Genomic DNA, 20,074 nt, shown 5'->3' with positions numbered 1-20,074 from the left:
CCGCTCTTCCAGGTCGCCGGTGTGGTGGATGGCCGGGCGGGGCAGCAGTACCCGGCGGATCGAATCCCGCCACTCACCGTTGCTGTCCCGTCCGGTCGAGCTGGCCGCGCTGCTCGACGAGATCGTCACCGCTCGCTGAGCGCGTACGGCTAACCGGGGTCGAGACGATCGAGTCGTGCGAGGTCGGTGGTGCCGGACCGGACCACGGCCGCCGCGAGCGCCACTGTCCCCGGCTGGACTCCGCTCTGCTGCTCAGCGGTGGCGACCCGGACCGACTGCGCGAGATGTGCCCGTAGGTGCCCGGCGAGCAGGCGGTGAAACGACTGCCCGCTGGCCGCCCGCAGCGCTGTCATCTCCGGCGCGGTGACCATGCCCGGCATGTCGTGCCCCTCGTGCGGATTCGTCGTCGGGGCGGCAGCCTCGGCCAGCAGCCGGCGGGCCCGGTCCAGATCGGCGCGCCGGGTGGTGGCCACCTGGGTGGCCGTCCGTCGCCAGGCCGGGTCGGTGGTCCGCGCCGGCACCAGATCGAGAACGGGCAGCAGGCGTTCGGTCATCGCCACAGTCAGTTGCAGCCAGGCGATGTCGGTGGGGTTGAACGCCGTACCAGTGGGCGCCGGGGCGGTCGTCGCCGGTGGCGTGGTCTCGGGTGGTGTGGCGGTGCTGGCCGCGTCCCGTTGCCCGGTGCCACAGCCGGCGACGAGCAGCACGCCGATGAGCACCGTGAACGCCGTGGGCTGGCGCATCCGACCTCCCTTCCCGACCAGGGCGGCGGGCCCGGGTGACCGGACCCGCCGCGTGGTGTGGAGCTGTCGCTCAGATCGGTCGGCCGTCGTGACCGCACTTGATGACGGGACGGATGCAGTCCTGGACCCGGCGGGCCAGCTCGGCCACCGGCCACGCGTTGAAGAAGTCGCCGTGCATCGTGTAGCCCGGCCCGGAGGCCAGCCGGAACCGTGACGGGTCACCGGTGACCGGGTACCGCAGCACCTGCCGCAACTTGGGCACGTGCACCGGGTGGGTGCTCGGGCAGGCCTGGTTCACCGGGTACGCCAGGTGGCTCTTGTGGTCCGGTGAGTCGAGGTCACGGCCGTTCCAGCACTGCGGGAAGTCCAGGTACGACTCCAGCATCGTGCCGGACGGGCAGTTGACGAAGTCCTTCGACGGCGGCACGTGCCCGGCGTGCAGGCAGGACCAGCGGGCGATGCTGTCGTTCGGCCCGGTGGCCTTCGCGTTGCCGGCGACGAGCCGCAGCCCCTGCGGGAACGGCTGGGTGTTCGCGACGACGTCGGCGCGTACGCCCTCACCCAGGTAGTAGAACGTGGCGATCGCCGGCTCCACCGCCACGTTGTCCCGGTACAGGGTCGGCACCCAGTAGGACGAGACGTCCACCCGCGGGTCGCAGGTGGTGGGGGAGTTGACCAGGTCCGGGAGGGTGGTCTTGGCGTTCGTCACAGTGCTGCCGAAGAAGCTGTGCATGTGCGACGCCCCGGGCAGCCCGGGGAAGACGATCGGGTCGTCCGGCAGCCGGTGGCTGTAGGTGCAGTCGGCGGGGAACTCGGCGACCCGGATGGCGTTGGCGCCGAAGTCAGCGCCGGCTCGGCCGGAGGCGGCGTCGGCCCGGTCGGTGGCGGAGACCAGGTACGTGCCGAGTAGCACCAGCAGGGCGCCGATCGCCGTGGCGAGGCGCAGTCGGCGGGGGATGCCGGAGAGGGGTGCGGCCCTGTCCATCGTGACTCCTGTCGGGGACGGGTCAGGGACAGCTCCGGCGCCGCCGCCGAAGGCATCGGAGTTGTGCCTGGCCAGACTGGGTGGTGGCCGGTTGGGGCCGGTGCGAGAGAGCGCTCTCACTGCTCCCCAGCCTCACGCTGAAGTCGACAATTGTCAATACGTGCCGCAGTTGGTGGAAAAGTCGCCGAAGGGCCGGACCCTGTGGGGGTCCGGCCCTTCGGCGTGTGTGCGTGTGGGTGGGTGTCAGCTGGTGGCGTAGCCGCGGGTGGCGATCCAGTCGGCGAGGTGTTCGACGCTGATCTGGTAGGCGGCCTGGTTGGGGTCGGCGGAGTCGGCGATGGTGACGGTGTTGCCGTTGTCGTGGTAGCCGACGACGCTGATGTAGTGCCCGCCCTCGTAGGAGTGGGTGACACCGTCGGTGTCGGTGCTGGTGCCGGCGATGTTGGCGACCACGGCCCTACCGTCGTCAACGGTCTTGACGATGTCGGCGCGCAGGGTGTCGGTCTGCTTGGCGTCGGCGTCGGGGGTGCTGATCTCCACGGACCGGTAGGCGTTGGTCTTACCGGTTTCCTTGTTCAGCACGGGGGTGATGTCGTTGATGGAGTTGGTGCCGGCCTCGGTGGTGCCCATCTCCTTGGCCATGTCATCGACGTTGATGTTCTTACCCTGCACACTCAGGGCGTTACGGGTCGCGGCGGGCCCGCAGTAGTAGAAGTTCGGCTGCGCCTCGTAGCGCACACCCAGTTCCCGCTCACCGTGGCCGCCCTTGCGGTCGGTCTGCGTCTGCGTGGCCGGCTTGCCGGTGGGTGCGGCGAAGGCGGTGGTGACGGGGCCGGCGATGGCGCCTGCGGTGAACGCGAGGCCGGCGGCGGTCAGCGTGGTCTTACGGATCAGATCGGTACGCATGATGGCGTGCTCCTCTGCATCGGGGGTGTGCCCGCACCACCTCACGGGGGGTGGGTGGTGGTGCGGGGAAAGTTCTTGCCCGGCGACCCGCAACAGGGGGTCGGCGTCGGGACAGGGTGTAACCGTTCGCGGCGGCAGGTCATTCCGCTTCCCGCGGGGGTTGGCCGTTGTGGTGCTCGGCCGTGCGGGGGATGCAACTGGGCCGGCCTGCGGGGTGTTCCCGGCAGGGAGTTCCTGGCTGCGGTTCCCGCCGGGGTCGCGGATCATGGGCCGGACTGTTGCGGTGGTCTGCCAGGTATAACGACCCGGCCCGGCCCACGATTCCGCCGCCGGGGTGGCCCCGACCACCCGACATTCATCCCGAACCCGACAAACCATCCACCCCGCCACCCTGTCGAACCCGACACGGTGGTCAGTGCAGGGATGATCCACTCGGGTTCCCGGAAGTCGCGGTGTCCCGCTGCCCGGCATGCCCCGACATCACGAAACCCGAGTGGATCATGCCCGCGTGCACCGTGTCCCCGGACCGCGACTGACCAACAGGTCGGCGTGTGGTGACGTCGACCCTGACCGGGTTGCCGTGTGGGGCGGTAGGGCTGGTTGAGGTTGAGCGGCGCGTCGGGCCTGGTTGGGGTTGGCCGGGTGGTCCGGCCGCGTCTGGTCGGGGTTTCCGCGTCCTGTGGCCGGGCCTTGCCGAGGGTGCGGGTGGTGCGGTGGGTCCTTGTTGAGGTTGCCGCGTCGTTTGGTGCGGTCTGGCCCAGCTCAGCGGAGTGCGAACCCGGCGCAAGATCGTGCTTGATCCAGGAAACAGGGGCCTTCCTCGTGCCACGAGACCACTACATCAAGGATCGAGCACGACCTTGCGGACTTTGGGCAGGGCACGGGAAAGCTCGCACGGCGCGGCCGGAGCGGTTCCGACGTGCGGGTGGGGCAGCCCGAACGCGTCGGACTGCCCCACCCGGGAGCGCACTGACGAGATCAGAACCCGAGGACGCCCCGCCCGCCGACCACCGGCAGTCGCAGTTCGCTGTCGTTCGGTGCGACCCGCAGCTCGGTGCCGCCCAACGGCAGGAGCGTGTACTCCTGGTCGCTGGAGAAGACGACAACGCCGATCCGGTGTCCCGCCGGGAAGATGTAGTCCTTCGGCTCCATGGTCCACCGGTAGTCGTACATTTTGCCCTGCTTGATCGGCTCGGTGCGCGCGGCGCTCTTGCGGTTCTGCGGATCCATCCACCCTCGCGTCACCACGGTCGGGGCGGCGGTCGACCCGGCTGGACCGTAGTCGACAAGGTACGCGGTGAGGTTCGCGTCCGGCTTGTTGTCGACAGCCATCCGCAGCCGCATCTCCGGACGCCCGGAGATGCGTACGCTCTGCGTCAGCTCGGGGGAGCGGTAGGCGAGTCGGTTGGCGCTCGCGGTGTCCGGGTTGGACACCAGGGTGTCCGGGTGGATGGTCCGGCCCTCGTCGACGAAGCTCTGCTCGATCTTGGCCTTCGGCGGCTTGCCGGTGGTGAGCGCGCCGGGTGCCGTGGTGTCGGTGGCCGCGAAGCGCAGACCGACCTGCCGTGCCGCCGGGTCGGGCCAGTTGGCGTACGTGGTGTAGGCGCGGTCCTCGCGCTGGAGCACCGCGGTCGGCTCGTCCATGATGCCGTTGCGGACGTTCCACAGCCAGAAGTCGAACCAGCGGTTCTCGGTCTGCTTGTACGTCCACGTCTGACCGTTGGGCAGGGTCACCGACGCGCTGCTGCCGGGGCCACCGTGGCCGCCCTGGTGCAGCCAGATCTTGCGGGGGACGTCGCGCTTGGCGAGTTGGTCCCACCAGCCGGCGAAGTGCTCGGTCTTCACGTTCCAGTCGTTGAGGCCGTGCACGACGAAGACGCTGGCCTTGACGTCGCGGGCGTCGAGGTAGTCGCGGTCCTGCCAGAACTTCGAGTAGTCGCCGGTGACCCGGTCCTGCTTGGCGGTGATCTCGGCGAGCTCGTCGGCGCACTGCCCCTCGGCGCGTGCCTGCCCGGCGGTGTACTGGGCCAGGATGTCGAGGTCCTCGCCCTGGAAGGTGCCGGGCGCGACGACGAGGCCGTTGGCCCGGTAGTAGTCGTACCAGCTGCTGATCGCGGAGACCGGCACGATGGTCTTGAGCCCCTTGACGCCCGTGGTGGCCACCTGGTTGGGCAGCGTCCCGTTGTAGGAGACACCGGTCATGCCGACCGCGCCGGTGGTCCAGCCGGCGGTGACCGGGGCGCCGTTCACGTCGTACGCCTTCGCCCGGCCGTTGAGCCAGTCGATGACCGCCTTGGTGCCGAGCGTCTCGGCCTGGTCGCCACTGGTCGGGCAGCCGTCCGAGTCGCCGGTGCCGACGCTCTGGCCGAGCACCACCGCGTACCCACGGGGCACGTAGTAGTCGTCCAGCGAGCCGGGCAGGTTGGCTTTCGCCTGGGCCCGTTGTGCGCCGGCGTCGAGGGCGCGACGCCCGTTGCGGTCGGTCAGGCCGTTCTGCGGCAGGTCGTCGACCAGCACGCTCGGGTACGGCACGTCACCCCAGGTGCCCTTGCGGTACGGGCTGTGCTCGAAGATGACGGGCACCTTGAAGCCCTGCGTGGCGGTCTCCCGGGGGCGGGAGATGTCGATCGCCACCCGGTCGGGTCGACCGTCGTGGTCGGTGTCCACCGGGGTCTGGACGAACACACGCTCCTCGATCGCGTCGGCGAGCGAGAACACCGGTTGGGTCATGCCGTCGCTGACCACGATGCCGGTGGGCGTGGTGGGCGTGGGCGGAGCCGCAGCCGCGGGTGGGGCTGCGCTGAGGACCAGGGCGCCGGACACGCCGACGCTCAGGAGTGCCAGATGACGGGGTCGACGCATGCGCGTCTCCCTTCGGTTGGGCTGGTTGCCGGGTAGGCACTGGCCAATCTCGAAGATCCATTCGTCGCCATGCTAGGTCCGCCGGGGCGTCCCGTCGATCCCATCGGTTGTCCACTGTGGTCGGTCAGGGAGTCGGTGGCGTCACCGCGATGATCAGGTGGGAGCGCTGGTCGCTGGCGTTGCGGTAGAGGTGCGCCAGGCGCGAGTCGAAGGTGACCGACTCACCGGCGGTGAGGGTGTACGACTCACCGCCGATCTCGGCGACGACCTCACCGGTGATGACGATCGCGCATTCGGTCGACGGGTGCGCCCACGGTTCGGCTGAGCTGGCGTCGCCGGGTGCGAGGTGGGCCTGGAGCACCTCCAGGTCGCCGCGGCCGGGGGTGAGTCGTTCGTAGGTGATCTGGCCGGGTGGCGCGGCCAGCCTGGTCCGGGCGCCGACGCGGCTGACGTGCACGGGTGGCGCTTCCGGCTCGGAGAACAGCTCCGCGATCGAGGTGTCGAAGACCTGGGCGAGCTTCCGCAGTGTGGAGAGGCTGGGGTCGGTGGCGCCGTTCTCGATCTGGCTGAGCAGGGCGGGGGACACGTCGGCGGCTGTGGCGAGCTGGCGCAGCGTGAGGGAGTGCTGCTGACGCAGGTCGCGGAGGCGGTCACCGAGCATGGGTCCTCGTTCCAAATACAGTGTGGCTGAATCTTGATTGACCAAACTATACGGCCCTGTTTAGGATCACTAAACATCAGGCGGCAATGTTCAGTTCAAGCGAACAAGCCGCACCGAGGCGCGAACCGGACGTCTCCGCCCGGTCTACATCCAACCCCGAGACGACGCCCCCGAGAAGCCCGCGACGCCCGTCCTCCCATCGGCCCGGCCGACGCGTGGTGTCGCCCGCCGGGCGTCGACGCCCCGCGGATCCCGCACAACGGGCCGCGCGATACGAAGGTAGGAACAGCATGTCGGTGTCTCCCCGCCGGCTCCTCGCCGGAGCGTCCGCTCTGGCGACGCTGGCCGTCCTCTCCGTCAGCGCCTGTAGCGCCGGCGGCAGTGGTGGAAACGCGAACGGTACGGCCAAGACTCTCACCGTGAACACCTCGTTCGTGCTCAAGACCCTCGACCCCGGCCGGGTCTACGAGGCAACCGGTCTGACCGCCGTGCACGCCCTCTACGACACCCTGCTCACCTTCAAGGGTTCGGACGTGAGTAAGCCGGTCCCCGCGCTGGCCGAGTCGTACCAGGCGTCGCCGGACGCCAAGACGTTCACCTTCAAGCTCCGGCAGGGCGTGACGTTCGCCGACGGCAGCCCGCTCACCGCCGACGACGTCGTCTTCTCGCTCAACCGGCTGAAGAACATCAAGGGCAGCCCCGCTGTCACCGTCAGCGGCCTGACCGTGACCAAGACCGACGACAGCACCGTAGTGGTCGCCTCGGCCACCCCGGACCCGAACATCCCGGTGGTGCTGTCGATGCCGTCGACAGCGGTGCTCAACTCCACTGTCGCCAAGGAGCACGGCGCTCGCGACGGCGTCGACGCCGCCCAGGGCGACACCGCGCAGCAGTACCTGGACACCAACTCCGTCGGCAGCGGCCCGTACGTGCTGAAGTCCTACGACCCCTCGTCGCAGGTAGTGTTGGAGGCCAACCCGAAGTACTGGGGCACGAAGCCGCAGTTCTCCCGGGTGGTGCTGCGCAACATGGACGTGCAGACCCAGAAGCTCACCATGCAGCGTGCCGAGGCAGCCGAGATCTCCCTGGACATCTCCGGCAAGCTCCTCGACGGACTGCCGGGCAGCCTGCAGACCTCCGGCGTGCAGGACACCGTCTACTTCCTGTTCCTCAACGCCGACCCGGGCGTCTCGGCGGTCACCTCGAACCCGAAGTTCAACCAGGCCCTGCGCGCCGCCATCGACTACCAGGGAATCGCCGCCCTGTACGGCAAGGGCGCAGCCCCCGGCGCCGGGCTGGTCGCACCCGCCTTCCCGGGCGCGCTGCCGGCCGGCGAGGAGTCCAAGCGGGACGTGGCCAGGGCCAAGGCGCTGCTCACCGAGGCCGGCCTGACCAACCCGACGGTGAAGTTCACCTACCCGGCCATCACCTACAAGGGCGTGGACCTCGGCACGGTGGCCACCAAGGTGCAGGGCGACGCCGCCGAGGCCGGCATCAAGCTGGAGCTCAACCCGCAGCCGCTGACCACGTTCCTCGACGAGATGCGCGGCGGGAAGTCGCCTCTCGGATTCACCCCGCAGAGCCTGAACTACCCGGTCGCCGACTCACTGATCAACAACATGGCACCGGGCCAGGCGACAGCGTTGCGCTCCGGCTGGACGGTCGAGCGGGCCGACCCGGCTGTGGTGGCCGCCGGCAGGAAGGTCACCGCGACCCTCGACCTGGCCGGTCGGGCCACCGCCATGCAGGAGTGGCAGCGGCTGATGAACGCGTCCTCGCCGTACCTCGTGCTGGCCAGCAACTCCTCCATCGTCGTGGCGACCACGGACCTGACCGGGGCGGACTACACCGCCGCCGGTTGGCAGGTGGACGTCGCAGCGGTCGGCCGCAAGTAGTCCCGACGACATGACGACAGTCAACGACGGTGAGCCGGGCGCGGTCGCCACGACCGCGTCCCGGCCCCGGGGTGCCCACCCGCTGCTGACCTTCCTGGCGAAACGGGAGGCGGTCACCGCCGGCCTGCTGCTCGGCGTCACGGTGGTGACGTTCGGTCTGGTCAACGTGGTCCCCGGTGACCCGGTCACCGCCAACCTCTCCGACCAGGCGCTCAACGACCCTGCCGCGGTGGCCGCGTTCCGCGAGAAGTGGGGCCTGGACCAGCCGCTCTGGGCCCAGTACCTGCACTACCTGGGGAACCTGCTGCACGGCGACCTGGGTCACTCCCAGCAGACCGGGCGGGCCGTCCTGGACGACCTGCTGCACTACGTGCCGGCGACCCTGGAACTGGCCCTGCCGAGCATGGTGCTGGCGCTGCTCATCGGCACGGGGGTCGGGATGCTCGCGGCGGTCCGCAACGGTCGGCTCACCGACCAACTGGTCCGGGTCGGCGCCCTGCTCGGGCTCTCCACCCCACCGTTCTGGCTGTCCCTGGTCGTGCTCTACGTCTTCTTCTACCAGCTCGGCCTGGCCCCCAGCGGCGGGCGACTCTCCACGGACTTCAGCCCGCCGCCCACAGTCACCGGCATGTACACGGTCGACGGGGCGCTCGCCGGGCAGTGGGACGTCGCCTGGGACGCCGCCCAGCACCTGTCCCTGCCGGTGCTGGTGCTGACCTCGCTGACGGTGGCGATGCTGGTCCGCTTCGTCCGCTCGGCGATGCTCGAGGTGCTCCAGCAGGACTACATCCGGGCCGCGTACGCCAAGGGTCTGCCGACCCGGGTGGTGCTGCGCCGGCACCTGCTGCGCGCCGGCCTCGTCCCGGTGGTCACCGTCTCCGGCCTGGCGTTCGCCTCGCTGCTCTCCGGGACGGTGCTTGTCGAGAGCATCTTCGGCTGGCCCGGCGTCGGCCAGTACGCGTACCGCAGCGCCACGGCGCTGGACCTGCCCGCGATCCTCGGCGTCAGCCTCTTCGTGGCACTGGTCTACACGCTGGTCAACCTGACCGTCGACCTGCTGTACGGGCTCATCGATCCGAGGATCCGGTTGCCATGACGACACTTGCGGACCCGAAGGCGGAGCGGGCCCTGGGCCGACCCCGCTGGCTCGGCCGACTGCGCGGTGGCTCGACCAGCCGACCGGTCTGGCGTCAGCCGATCACGGTGGTGGCGTTGACGATCCTCGGTGGATGGTTGCTGCTGGCGTTGCTCGCCGACGTTCTCGCACCGTACGACCCGCTGGCGCAGAGCCCCGACACGTACGCGTCGCCCTCCGGGGCGCACTGGTTCGGCACCGACTCGCTCGGGCGCGACATCCTCAGCCGGGTCGTCCACGGCGCCCGCCTGTCCATCCCGCTGGCCCTGGCCATCGTCTCGCTGGCCCTGCTGGTCGGCGGGCTGCTCGGGCTGGTCGCCGGGTACGTCGGCCGGTTCGTCGACGAGGCGCTGATGCGCCTGACGGACCTGGTGTTCGCGTTCCCGCAGATCATCCTGGCCATGGCGGTGACTGCGGCGTTCGGCCCGAACACCCGCAACGCCGTGCTGGCCCTGGTCATCGTGTCCTGGCCGGTCTATGCCCGGGTGATCCGCAGCGCCGTGCTGAGCATGCGCGGCGACGACTACCTCAATGCCGCCCGCCTGCTCGGTGTCGGGCCGATCCGGGCGTTGCGCCGCGACGTGCTGCCCAACAGCATCGGCCCGGCGATCGTGCTGGCCACCCTGGAGCTGGGCAACGCTGTGCTGCTGCTCGCCGCCCTGTCGTTTCTCGGCCTGGGCCCCCGCCCGCCGGCCGCCGAGTGGGGCTCGATGGTGGCCCTCGGCGCGCAGGACCTGTCGATGTGGTGGGTGAGCGTCTTTCCCGGCCTCGCCATCCTCACCCTGGTGATGGCGTTCAACGTGCTCGGCGACGCGCTGCGCGACCGGCTCGACCCCCGCTACACGAAGGGACGCTGAGGTGGCACCGCTACTCGACGTCGACTCCCTGGCCGTCACCCTGCCCTCACCGCGTGGCCCGCTGCCGATCCTGCACGACGTGTCGTTGACAGTCGACGAGGGTGAACTGGTCGGCATCGCGGGGGAGAGTGGCTGCGGCAAGAGCCTCACCGCGCAGACCCTGCTCGGGCTGCTGCCCCCGGGGGCAGCGGTCACCGGCTCGGCCCGGTACGCCGACACCGAACTGCTGGGCCTGGACGCCCGGGGCTGGCAGCGGGTCCGTGGCACCGGCATCGCCATGGTCTTCCAGGACCCCAGCGCGGCCCTGCACCCGATGCTCACCGTCGGGCGGCAACTGACCGAGCACATGCGGGTGCACCTGCGGATGGACCGGCGCGCCGCCGGCCGCCGCGCTGTGGAACTGCTCGACCAGGTCCGCATCCCGGACCCGGAGCGGGCGCTGCGCGCGTACCCGCACCAGTTCTCCGGCGGGATGCGGCAGCGGGTCGCCATCGCCATCGCGCTGGCCGCCCGGCCCCGACTGCTGATCGCCGACGAGCCGACGACCGCCCTCGACGTCACAGTGCAGGCCGGCATCCTCGCCCTGCTGGAACGGCTGCGCGCCGAGACCGGGCTGGCCGTCGCGTTCATCACCCACGACCTCGGGGTGCTCAGCGCCCTGACCACCCGTGGCTACATCTTCTACGCCGGGCGGGTCGTCGAGACCGGCCCGACGGGCAGCCTGCTCACCGCCCCCGCCCACCCGTACACGGCCGCGTTGCTCGGCGCCCGACCGCACGGCACCCAGACCGGCGGGACGTTGCGGCCCATCCCGGGCGCGCCGCCGGCACCCGGCGAGGCGCCGCCAGGCTGCCCGTTCCAACCCCGATGCGGGTACGCCGAACCGTCCTGCGGCGAGGCCCCGCCCCCGCTCACCCCCGCCGGCGTCGACCGGTCGGTGGCCTGCGTGGTCCGTCCGCACCTGGAGGTGGCAGCGTGAACACCCCCGCGCGACTGTCCTTCACCGACGTCGAGGTCGAGTACCGTTCCCGAGGACGTGGGCGGGTACGGGCCGTCGCCGGGGTCAGCCTGGAGGTGTCGCCCGGCCAGATCGTCGGGCTGGTCGGCGAGTCCGGGTGCGGCAAATCCACACTGGCCCGCGTCGCGGTCGGGCTCAGCGCTCCGAGCGCCGGCACCGTCGAGTACGCCGGCCGACCGGTCACCCCGCTGGGCTGGCGGCCCCGATCCGGTGCCGAGGTCGGCCTCCAGATGGTCTTCCAGAACCCGTACGCCTCGCTGAACCCCCGGCGCACCATCGGCTCGCAACTCCTCGACGGCGTGCCGGCCGCGGTCACCGGGTCGGCCCGCCGGGCCCGGGTACATGAGCTGCTCGAACGGGTGGCCATGCCGACCAGCGCCGCCCAGCGGTATCCGCACCAGTTCTCCGGCGGTCAGCGGCAGCGTCTGGCGATTGCCCGCGCGCTCGCCCCGGAACCCCGGATGATCATCGCGGACGAGCCGGTCACCGCGCTGGACGCCTCGTCCCAGGCGCAGGTGGTCAACCTGCTCGTCGGGTTGGTCCGCGACCTGGACATGGGCATGCTCTTCATCTCCCACGACCTGGCGTTGGTGCACGAGATCGCCGACGTGACAGCCGTGATGTACCTGGGCCGGATCGTCGAGGCCGCACCCACCCGCGAGCTGTGGCGCGAACCCCGACACCCGTACACCCGGGCGTTGATCGACGCGGTGCCGCAGATCGGGCCCACCCCGCGCCTGCCCGCCATCCTCGCCGGGGAGGTGCCCGACCCGGCCAACGCGCCAACCGGGTGCCGTTTCCGGCCACGCTGCCCGCACGCGTTCGCCCCCTGCGGGGAGCAGCCCCCCACAGTCGACCTGGGTGACCGCAGCGTCGCCTGCTGGCTCACCGACTCCGCAACGGCCCCGACCGTCGCGCGCTCACTCTGAGGACACCCATGCGCATGCCCACCGAACAGGTCCTGGTCAACCTCGCCCTCTACGACGGTGTCCAGGACGCCCTCCAGCCGGATCGCGGCATCTGGATCGACGCCGACGGGATGATCCGTGCCGTCGGTCAGGTCGACGACGTCCTCGCCGAAGCCGGTGCCGCCCCGGTGGTCGACCTGGGCGGCGAGCACGTCATGCCGGGTCTGACAAACATGCACGTCCACCTCTCGTTGGGGTTGCCCGGCCACCTCGCCGACACTGTGCACAGCTCCAACCTGGCCGAGTTGGTGCTGCTGATGGCCGACTCGGCCCGGCGCACCCTGCACTCCGGTGTCACCACCGCCCGCCTCGTCGGGGAGAGCCGGTACGCGGACTTCGCCCTGCGCAGGGGGATCGAGGCCGGCGCTGTCGACGGCCCGCGCATCTTCACCGCCGGGCACGCGCTCTGCTGCACCGGTGGGCACGGCTGGGACGCCGACGCCCTGGAGGCCGACGGCGCGGACGGGTTCCGGCGGGCCACCCGCGAACAGCTCCGCGCCGGCGCCGACCTGATCAAGGTCTGCATCTCCGGCGGGATCGCCGGCCAGCACGAGGCGATCGACACCCCGCAGTTGCTCGACGACGAGATGGCCGCTGTCATCCGCGTCGCGCACGACTGGGGGCGCAAGGTCACCGCGCACGCCGGCCCGGCCGATTCGGTCCGCCGCGCCGTCGAGCTGGGCCTCGACTGCGTCGAGCACGGGTACGAGCTGACCGACGACGTCACCCGACTGATGGCCGAGCGGGGTGTCTGGTACGTGCCGACGATAGTGGTGAGCCGCTGCGAGCAGTTCTTCCGCGACTCCGGGGTGCCCGGCTGGCTGATGGACCGGGCCCTCGCGGCCGGGCCCCGGCACTGGGAGAGCCTTCAGCACGCCATCCGCAACGGCGTGCCGATCGCGCTGGGCAGCGACATGCCCCCGCACGCCGGGTACGACGAGACCACGGCGACCATCCGCGAGCTGGAGTTCATGGTGGACGCGGGGATGTCCGTCGCTGACGCGCTCAAGGCCGCCACCACCCGCCCCGCGCAGTGGCTGGAACGTGCCGACACCCTCGGCACCGTCGAGGCCGGCAAGCATGCCGACCTGCTGGTGCTGCGCGACGACCCGACCCGCTCGGTCTCCGCGTTGCGCACCCTGCACGCGGTGATGAAGGGCGGGGTGGCGTACCGCGACGACCACGGCCGGCTCGGCGTGCCGCGATGAGCAGCATCACGCAGGTCGCCGACGGGTACCTCGACGCGCTCGCCGAGCTGGACCCGCAGGCGGCCGAGGCGGTGGGGCGTACCCCTCGGTCGCACGTCCCGGACCTCTCGCCGGAGGGCTTCGACGGCCGTGCGGAGCTGGCCCGGCGCACCGCGACGGCCGCGGCGGCGGCGACCACGCACGACCCGGGCGAGCGGTCCCTGGCTGATGCTCTGCTCGACCGGCTGGCCAGTGAGGTCGACCTGTACGACGCGGGCTTCACCACCCGACTGCTCGCCCCACTGGCCACGCCTGTGCACCTGCTGCGGCAGCTCTTCGACAATCTGCCCCGGCACACCGAGGACGACTGGGCGGTGGTGGCCGACCACCTGCACCAGGTGCCCGCCGCCCTCGACCGGTACGCCGCGACGCTGCGCCGGTCGGCGCAGCAAGGACAACTGGTCGCCCGCCGCCAGGTGCTGGTGGTCGCCGACCAGTGCACCTCCTGGACCACCGCCGACTTCTACGGGCGGTTGGTCGACGGCTGTCCCGGCGGCCCGCTCGCCGCTCGGCTGCACCGGGGCGCGCGGCTGGCGAGCGCCGCCACCGCCGGTTTCGCCGCGTTCCTCCGCACCGAGCTGGCACTCGCCGCGTCCACTGTGGACGGCGTCGGCGGTGACCTGTACCGGGTCACCGCCCGCAGTTTCCTCGGCGCGACAGTCGACCTGAACGAGGTGTACGAGTACGGCTGGGCGGAGTTGGACCGCACCGCCGCCGAGCTGCGGACCGTCGCGGGCGAGCTGGGCCACTCGCGGGTGGCCTCCGCGCGGGCGGCCCTGGACGCCGACCCGGCCGGTCGGGTGACAGCCGGGCCCGCCCTGGAGGAGTGGCTGCGCCAGCGCACCGAGCAGCTGACCCGGGCCCTCGACGGCACCCACTTCGACATTCCGTCCGCCACCCGCCAGGTGCTGTGCCGGATCAGCCCCGCCACGTCCGGGGTCATGTACTACACGCCGCCCGATCCGGCGTTGACGCGTCCCGGCGCGATCTGGTGGTCGGTGCCCACCGGCGAGTCGACGGTGCCGGTGTGGCGGCACGTCGGCACGCTCTGCCACGAAGGGCTGCCCGGCCACCACCTCCAGCACGCCGTCACCCTCACCACCGCCGCCCTGCACCCGTGGCAGCGCACCCTGTGCCAGGTACACGGGTACGCCGAGGGGTGGGCGCACTACGCCGAGCGCCTCGCCGACGAGATCGGCCTGTACGCCGGCCCGGCCGAGCGGCTCGGCATGCTCGACGGTCAGCTGTGGCGGGCCGCCCGGGTGGTCATCGACCTGGGTCTGCACCTCGGGCTGCCGATCCCGGCCGGCAACGGGTTCACCGAGGAGCGCCGGTGGACGCCAGCGCTCGCGGTGGACGTCCTCACCCGCGTCGTCGGCCTGGACGCCGAGACCGCCCGTTTCGAGGTCGACAGGTATCTCGGCTGGCCGGCGCAGGCCCTGGCCTTCAAGGTCGGCGCACGGCTGTGGCAGCAGGCCCGCCGGGACGCCGAGCGCCGCGAGGGCGCCGCCTTCGACCGGAAACGCTTCCACCACACCGCTTTGGCGCTCGGACCCATGGGACTGGATCCGCTGCGCGCCCGTCTGGCCGACCTGCCCTGCCCCCCCGGCACCGCCGTACCCGATCGGAAGTGACAGCCGATGAGCGATGAGCTCCGCACCACCATCACCGACCTGTACCGGTCCCTCGGCGACCGGTCCGCCTTCGACGCGCACCTGCACCCCGACCTGACGTTCTGGGAGTCTGACGCCGACGGCCTGCTGTCCGGCCTGCCCGCGCTCGACGACCTGCGGGACCGGCGGGCGACCCGGGCGACGGGGTCGGCGCCGATCTCGGTGGCGCCGGAGCACCTGCGCGCCGATGCCTGGGGCGACACGGGTCTGGTCCGCTACGTGCTGCGGGCCCGTTTCACCGACGCCCGCCCGGACGAGTGTTTCCGGGTGACCGATGTGCTGCGCCGCGAGGATGGCTCCTGGCGCATCGTGCACCACCACGCGGAGGCCGTGCGATGAGCGCCGAGGAACCCACCACCGATCTGTACGACCTGCGGGTCGTGGTGGAGCGGATCGAGGGCCGCTCGGTGTGCGGTCTGAAACCGGGCGACCACATCGACCTGACCGGCTCCAACCGGCTCACCATCCCGGCCGGGGGGCACTTCTGCCTGTACGCCCTGGCGGCGTGCCTGCCGTTGCTGGCGGCGAAGCAGCGGGCGCTGGCCGAGGGCGACTGGATGGCCCGGGACAGCCACGTCGCCTGTCCGGACCCGGACGAGCGGCTCATCATGCGCATCGAACGGACCGGCCTTCAGCGCATCCCCACCGAGGAGTTGACGTGAGCGCTGGGCTGGTCGGCATCGGCCTACAGTCCGACAAGTCCGCCGACGAGTACGCGGAACTGGCCGAGCTGACCGAGCGGCACGGCTTCGACGTGTTGTCGGTCTTCGGTGACCTGATGTACCAACCGCCGATCTTCCCGCTGTTGGTGGCGGCCCGGCACACCCGGCGGATCCGCCTGGGCGCGGCGTGCCTCAACCCGTTCACCATGCACCCGGTGGAGGTCGCCGGTCAGGTGGCCGCACTGGACCTGGCCTCGCGGGGTCGGGCCTACCTGGGCCTGGCCCGGGGCACCTGGCTCAACGAGATCGGTGTGCCGCAGGTCCGTCCGATCCGGCGCATCGTCGAGACGGTCGCCGTCGTACGGCTGCTGCTCGCCGGCGACGACAGCGGTTTCCAGGGTCGGGAGTTCACAGTCGCGCCGGGCACGTCGCTGCGGTACACGCCGGCCCGTGCCGACGTGCCGGTCCTCGTCGGCACCTGGGGGCGGCAGACCGCCCGGGCAGCGGCCGGCTTCGCCAGTGAGGTCAAGGTCGGCGGGTCGGCCAACCCGGCGATGGCCCGGATGATGCGCGCCTGGCTGGACGACGCGGCGGTCGCGGGCCGGCATGGCACTGGTGTCGTGCTCGGCGCTGTCACAGTCGTCGACGAGGACGGTGCGATGGCACGTCGGGTGGCGCGCCGGGAGGTGGCCATGTACCTGGCGGTGGTCGCCGCCCTCGACCCGACGATCGAGGTGGACCCGGAGTTGCTGGCCCGGATCCAGCAGCACGTCGGCCGCCGGGAGGACGACCTCGCCGGTGCGCTGATCGGCGACGACCTGCTTGATCTGTTCGCCTTCTCCGGCACGCCCGAGCACGTCGCGGGGCAGGCCGCGGCGGTGTTCGACGCCGGGGCGAGTCGGGTGGAGTTCGGCACCCCGCACGGGTTGACGCCACACGGCGGCATCGACCTGCTCGGCCGGCGGGTGCTCCCACTGTTACGCGGGTGAAAACTCCTCATCAAGGGCCTCGAAGATCACACATTCCTGCATATGATCTTGCGGGAAGCCGCCCGAAGAGGCGCTTTCGTCCACATTAGACGAGGAGCGACATGCTCAGGAAAACGCGATGGCTGTTGGCCGTCGCCGTCACGGCCACGACGCTGACCGCCCTACCGGGCGGCGCTGCCACGGCCGGACCCAGCGACATCGGTCAGACCGGCGCACCCGCAGCCTCGACCGATCCGAAGACCCACACCGTCACCCTGCTGACCGGGGACGTGGTGACCGTCCGAAGCAGCGGCTCGGGCTGCCCTCAGGCCACGATCCGGCCGGTTGACGAGAACACGGTGATCCGTCAAAGCTGCGGCCCCGACGGTCACCTGCACGTCATTCCGGCCCGCGTCGCGTCCCAGATCGGCCCGGTCCTCGACCCCGACCTGTTCGACGTCACCACGCTGATCGCCGACGGCTACGACGACGACAACTCCGCCGAGCTGCCGCTCATCGTGCAGCCCGCCACCGCGTCCGCCCGGGTCGCCGCGCTCGGTGACGTACTGCCGCTGCCCAGCATCGGCGCCGTCGCCGGCCGCGTACCCAAGAAGAGCCCGGCCACCGCGAAGCTCGCGACCAACTCGCTGCTCGCCGGGGCGAAGAAGGTCTGGCTCGACCGTAAGGTCCGGGCCGCCGCCCTGACCGACGCTGGGCGACCCGCCGGCCTGGACCGCAACCTGGGACAGATCGCCGCGCCGGACGCCTGGAAGGCCGGCTACACCGGCAAGGGCGTCCGGGTCGCGGTGCTCGACACCGGCGCCGACTTCACCCACCCGGACCTGGTCGGCCGGGTCGCCGAGCGGGCCGACTTCACCGCCGAGGGCGGCGACGCCGTCGACCACAACGGCCACGGTACGCACGTCGCGTCCACCATCGCCGGCACCGGCGCGGCCGCCCACGGCCAGCGTCGCGGCGTGGCGCCCGACGCCAAGCTGGTGATCGGCAAGGTTCTCGACGACCACGGCTACGGCGACGACTCCGGCATCATCGCCGCGATGGAGTGGGCCGCCACCCGGGCCGACGTCATCAACATGAGCCTCGGCGGCAGCGACCCGGACGACGGCAGCGACCCGCTGTCGCTCGCCGTCGACGCTCTGAGCACGTCCACCGGCGCGCTCTTCGTCATCGCCGCCGGCAACAGCGGCGGCGCCATCTCCTCACCGGGCTCGGCGGCCAGCGCGCTGACCGTCGGCGCTGTCGACCGCGACGACAAGCTCGCCGACTTCTCCAGCCGCGGGCCGCTGGTCACCAGCAACGTGGCCAAGCCGGAACTGGTCGCGCCCGGTGTCGACATCGTCGCGGCCCGGGCTGCCGGCACCAACCTCCAGGACCCGATCGACAGGTACTACGAGGCGATCAGTGGCACCTCGATGGCGAGCCCGCACGTGGCCGGCGCCGCCGCGCTGCTCGTCCAGCGCCACCCGGACTGGACCGGTGAGCGACTCAAGGCCGCCCTCGTCGGCGCCGGCGACCCGCTCACCGGCATCGACCCGTACGCCGTCGGCGCCGGCCGGCTCAACGCGGCCCGGGCCCTCGGTGGCCCCACCAGCGACCAACCGGTGGTCAACCTCGGCACCTTCGCCCACCCGCAGTCCGGAACCAGCGAGACGAAGCTGAGCTGGACCGGTGAGTCGACGACCGTTCTCGACCTCGACGTGTCGATCGTCAACCACGACGGCCAGCCGGTGCCGCGCGGCGCGGCGTCGCTCTCGGCGAGCCGGCTGACGCTCAAGCACGGCACTACCGCCTCGGCGACGCTGCGGGTCAACCGCGCGGCGCTGGCCGCCCGGCCGGGCTTCTACCTGGCCACCGTCACCGCCCGTTCCGGCCGCAAGCTGGTCGCGACGACCCCGGTGAGCTTCTACGTCGAGCAGCCCAGCTACGACCTGACGATCCAGACGAAGCCAATGCCGGGCCTGAAGGACGGCGCGGAGAGCTGGATCAACCTGATGGTCACCAACCTCACCGACCCGGTGATCTACTACGACGGCGCGGGCGGTACGCCCGGAGACACCTTCACGCTGCGGGTGCCGGCCGGCCGGTACGCGGTCCTCGGCTCCTCCGTCGCCTACTACGTCGACAGCGACGTGCTGGAGACGACCCTCGCCGCCGAGGCCGACCTGGACGTGCGCGCCGCCCGGAGCGTGACGCTCGACCCGGCGCGGGCCAAGCCGGTGACGGCGACTGTCGACGGGGTGCCCACCACGCCCACCCGCACCGACCTCACCAACGTGCAGACCGCGCCGAACGGCCTGTCCTGGTGGCACCAGATCAGCGGGTACGGGGCCAGGACGACGGTCCGTACCACAGCGCTGCCCACGCCCACCGTCGGCTCCCGGCGCACCTGGGCGGCGGTCAACCTGGACTCGCCGGCCGGCACCACCAACCCGTACCGCTACAACCTCGTGCACGAGTACGCCGGCGGCGTGCCGGCCGACCCCGCCTTCCGGGTGAACAAGGCCGAGCAGGCCAAGCTCGCCCGGATCGAGGAGCGCTTCCACCAGGTGGACTCGGAGGGGATGGTCACCCAACTGATCCGCAGCGGCTTCACCGCGGACGGGGTGCCGGTGACGCAGACCCATGAGGGGAACCTGCCGCCGTACCGCACCGACTACCTCTCGGCCGGCTACCGCTGGGCCGACGAGGGTGTCTACGGCGGCCTGTCCGCTCAGGAGGCCCCCCGCACCTACCAGCCGGGCAGTCGGCAGACCAAGGTCTGGGCCCGGCAGCCGTTGCACTCCGGCTGGTACGACGACCCGGCCGGCGTCGACCACAGCTGCGCCACCGCGCCGTCACGGACCCGGGGCAACCTGCACATCGACCTGGTGTCGCTGACCGACCAGCACCAGCGGGCCGACTGCCTCCAGGGTGCCTCGATCGGCGTGAACCGCAAGCTGTCCTTGTACCGCAACGGGAAACTGGTCGAGGAGCGGGACCGCCCGCTCGCCGACTTCACAGTGCCGCAGCAGGTGGCCGACTACCGGCTGACCCTCGACGTCGACACGAGCCTGATCCTGCCGATCTCCACCAAGGTCAACACGTCGTGGACGTTCCGGTCGGCCGGGCCGGACGGCACCGGCAGCGTGCCGCTGCCGCTGCTCGCCGTGGACTACGCGCTGCCGATGGACACCAACAACCACGCCACCGGCGGAACGGCGGAACTGGCCGTCCGGCAGATGCGCGGCATCAAGGCGCAGAAGGTGACGTCGTTCCAGGTCTGGACCTCGACGGACGACGGGGCCACCTGGAAGTCGGCCCGGGTCACCGGCAGCGGCGACGGCTACCGGGTCGCGCTGCCGACGGCCGCCGCCGGGCAACCCGTGTCGTTGCGGGTGAAGGCCGCCGCCAAGGGCGGTAGCGGAATCGAGCAGACCATCATCCGGGCGTACCACGCCGGCTGACCGTCGACACAGTGGTGCGACCCGGCTCCG

At 71.4% G+C, this 20,074-nt stretch carries 16 protein-coding genes; 11 read left to right on the top strand and 5 right to left on the bottom strand.

Annotated elements, in window-relative coordinates; translation table 11 throughout:
• Positions 1–149: 149 nt before the first annotated feature.
• From AB0B98_RS01575 to AB0B98_RS01555, 5 genes are all read right to left on the bottom strand, one after another.
• A complete protein-coding gene (locus AB0B98_RS01575; protein ID WP_357359945.1) occupies positions 150–743 on the bottom strand; it encodes a DUF305 domain-containing protein in 594 nt (197 codons plus the stop codon).
• 70 nt (positions 744–813) lie between these two features.
• Positions 814–1,728, bottom strand: a complete 915-nt coding sequence (locus AB0B98_RS01570) for a DUF1996 domain-containing protein (protein ID WP_357359942.1) — start codon at positions 1,726–1,728, stop codon at positions 814–816.
• A 243-nt stretch (positions 1,729–1,971) separates the two neighbouring features.
• Positions 1,972–2,634, bottom strand: a complete 663-nt coding sequence (locus AB0B98_RS01565) for a C39 family peptidase (RefSeq protein ID WP_357359940.1) — start codon at positions 2,632–2,634, stop codon at positions 1,972–1,974.
• A 978-nt stretch (positions 2,635–3,612) separates the two neighbouring features.
• Positions 3,613–5,496 carry a Xaa-Pro dipeptidyl-peptidase gene (locus AB0B98_RS01560; RefSeq protein ID WP_357359938.1) on the bottom strand — a complete coding sequence of 628 codons (1,884 nt, stop codon included), beginning with the start codon at positions 5,494–5,496 and terminating at the stop codon, positions 3,613–3,615.
• A 124-nt stretch (positions 5,497–5,620) separates the two neighbouring features.
• Positions 5,621–6,157, bottom strand: coding sequence for a helix-turn-helix domain-containing protein (locus AB0B98_RS01555; RefSeq protein WP_238669543.1), 537 nt, complete (start codon positions 6,155–6,157; stop codon positions 5,621–5,623).
• 290 nt (positions 6,158–6,447) lie between these two features.
• Here AB0B98_RS01555 and AB0B98_RS01550 point away from each other — a divergent pair, with 290 nt between their 5' ends.
• The 11 genes from AB0B98_RS01550 to AB0B98_RS01500 all read left to right on the top strand — a co-directional run bounded on the left by AB0B98_RS01550 (position 6,448) and on the right by AB0B98_RS01500 (position 20,044).
• Positions 6,448–8,052: an ABC transporter substrate-binding protein gene (locus tag AB0B98_RS01550; RefSeq protein ID WP_357359936.1), complete on the top strand. Its 1,605-nt coding sequence runs from the start codon at positions 6,448–6,450 to the stop codon at positions 8,050–8,052.
• A 10-nt stretch (positions 8,053–8,062) separates the two neighbouring features.
• A complete protein-coding gene (locus AB0B98_RS01545; protein ID WP_357359934.1) occupies positions 8,063–9,148 on the top strand; it encodes an ABC transporter permease in 1,086 nt (361 codons plus the stop codon).
• On the top strand, positions 9,145–10,044 hold the full coding sequence (locus tag AB0B98_RS01540) for an ABC transporter permease (RefSeq protein WP_357359932.1): 900 nt from the start codon (positions 9,145–9,147) through the stop codon (positions 10,042–10,044). Before AB0B98_RS01545 ends, AB0B98_RS01540 begins: the two co-directional genes overlap by 4 nt.
• A 1-nt stretch (position 10,045) precedes the next feature.
• Positions 10,046–11,023 carry an ABC transporter ATP-binding protein gene (locus AB0B98_RS01535; RefSeq protein WP_357359930.1) on the top strand — a complete coding sequence of 326 codons (978 nt, stop codon included), beginning with the start codon at positions 10,046–10,048 and terminating at the stop codon, positions 11,021–11,023.
• Positions 11,020–11,991, top strand: a complete 972-nt coding sequence (locus tag AB0B98_RS01530) for an ABC transporter ATP-binding protein (RefSeq protein ID WP_357359928.1) — start codon at positions 11,020–11,022, stop codon at positions 11,989–11,991. The genes AB0B98_RS01535 and AB0B98_RS01530 overlap by 4 nt, the downstream gene beginning before the upstream one ends.
• Positions 11,992–12,005: 14 nt before the next feature.
• The gene (locus AB0B98_RS01525; RefSeq protein ID WP_357359926.1) at positions 12,006–13,238 is read left to right on the top strand and encodes an amidohydrolase family protein; all 1,233 of its coding nucleotides are present in this window, start codon (positions 12,006–12,008) and stop codon (positions 13,236–13,238) included.
• A complete protein-coding gene (locus tag AB0B98_RS01520) occupies positions 13,235–14,911 on the top strand; it encodes a DUF885 domain-containing protein (protein ID WP_357359924.1) in 1,677 nt (558 codons plus the stop codon). The genes AB0B98_RS01525 and AB0B98_RS01520 overlap by 4 nt, the downstream gene beginning before the upstream one ends.
• A 6-nt stretch (positions 14,912–14,917) precedes the next feature.
• The gene (locus AB0B98_RS01515; protein WP_357359922.1) at positions 14,918–15,289 is read left to right on the top strand and encodes a nuclear transport factor 2 family protein; all 372 of its coding nucleotides are present in this window, start codon (positions 14,918–14,920) and stop codon (positions 15,287–15,289) included.
• Positions 15,286–15,612 (top strand): TIGR04076 family protein, encoded by a 327-nt coding sequence (locus AB0B98_RS01510; RefSeq protein WP_357359920.1) that lies wholly within the window; start codon positions 15,286–15,288, stop codon positions 15,610–15,612. The genes AB0B98_RS01515 and AB0B98_RS01510 overlap by 4 nt, the downstream gene beginning before the upstream one ends.
• Positions 15,609–16,601 carry an LLM class flavin-dependent oxidoreductase gene (locus tag AB0B98_RS01505; protein ID WP_357359918.1) on the top strand — a complete coding sequence of 331 codons (993 nt, stop codon included), beginning with the start codon at positions 15,609–15,611 and terminating at the stop codon, positions 16,599–16,601. Before AB0B98_RS01510 ends, AB0B98_RS01505 begins: the two co-directional genes overlap by 4 nt.
• Positions 16,602–16,702: 101 nt before the next feature.
• Complete coding sequence (locus AB0B98_RS01500; RefSeq protein WP_357359916.1) at positions 16,703–20,044, top strand: S8 family peptidase; 3,342 nt, start codon at positions 16,703–16,705, stop codon at positions 20,042–20,044.
• The last annotated feature ends 30 nt before the right edge of the window (positions 20,045–20,074 follow it).

It is taken from the genome of Micromonospora sp. NPDC048947, assembly GCF_040649495.1.
Lineage (GTDB): Bacteria > Actinomycetota > Actinomycetes > Mycobacteriales > Micromonosporaceae > Micromonospora > Micromonospora alfalfae.
This window is presented reverse-complemented; position numbering and strand designations above follow the sequence as displayed.

Excerpts from the sequence above, each read along its gene's own strand:
- AB0B98_RS01515 (WP_357359922.1), top strand. The coding sequence starts at position 14,918 with ATGAGCGATGAGCTCCGCACCACCATCACCGACCTGTACCGGTCCCTC.
- AB0B98_RS01500 (WP_357359916.1), top strand. The coding sequence starts at position 16,703 with ATGCTCAGGAAAACGCGATGGCTGTTGGCCGTCGCCGTCACGGCCACG.
- AB0B98_RS01545 (WP_357359934.1), top strand. The coding sequence starts at position 8,063 with ATGACGACAGTCAACGACGGTGAGCCGGGCGCGGTCGCCACGACCGCG.
- AB0B98_RS01540 (WP_357359932.1), top strand. The coding sequence starts at position 9,145 with ATGACGACACTTGCGGACCCGAAGGCGGAGCGGGCCCTGGGCCGACCC.
- AB0B98_RS01575 (WP_357359945.1), bottom strand. The coding sequence starts at position 743 with ATGCGCCAGCCCACGGCGTTCACGGTGCTCATCGGCGTGCTGCTCGTC.
- AB0B98_RS01560 (WP_357359938.1), bottom strand. The coding sequence starts at position 5,496 with ATGCGTCGACCCCGTCATCTGGCACTCCTGAGCGTCGGCGTGTCCGGC.
- AB0B98_RS01570 (WP_357359942.1), bottom strand. The coding sequence starts at position 1,728 with ATGGACAGGGCCGCACCCCTCTCCGGCATCCCCCGCCGACTGCGCCTC.
- AB0B98_RS01520 (WP_357359924.1), top strand. The coding sequence starts at position 13,235 with ATGAGCAGCATCACGCAGGTCGCCGACGGGTACCTCGACGCGCTCGCC.
- AB0B98_RS01555 (WP_238669543.1), bottom strand. The coding sequence starts at position 6,157 with ATGCTCGGTGACCGCCTCCGCGACCTGCGTCAGCAGCACTCCCTCACG.
- AB0B98_RS01565 (WP_357359940.1), bottom strand. The coding sequence starts at position 2,634 with ATGCGTACCGATCTGATCCGTAAGACCACGCTGACCGCCGCCGGCCTC.
- AB0B98_RS01525 (WP_357359926.1), top strand. The coding sequence starts at position 12,006 with ATGCCCACCGAACAGGTCCTGGTCAACCTCGCCCTCTACGACGGTGTC.
- AB0B98_RS01510 (WP_357359920.1), top strand. The coding sequence starts at position 15,286 with ATGAGCGCCGAGGAACCCACCACCGATCTGTACGACCTGCGGGTCGTG.
- AB0B98_RS01550 (WP_357359936.1), top strand. The coding sequence starts at position 6,448 with ATGTCGGTGTCTCCCCGCCGGCTCCTCGCCGGAGCGTCCGCTCTGGCG.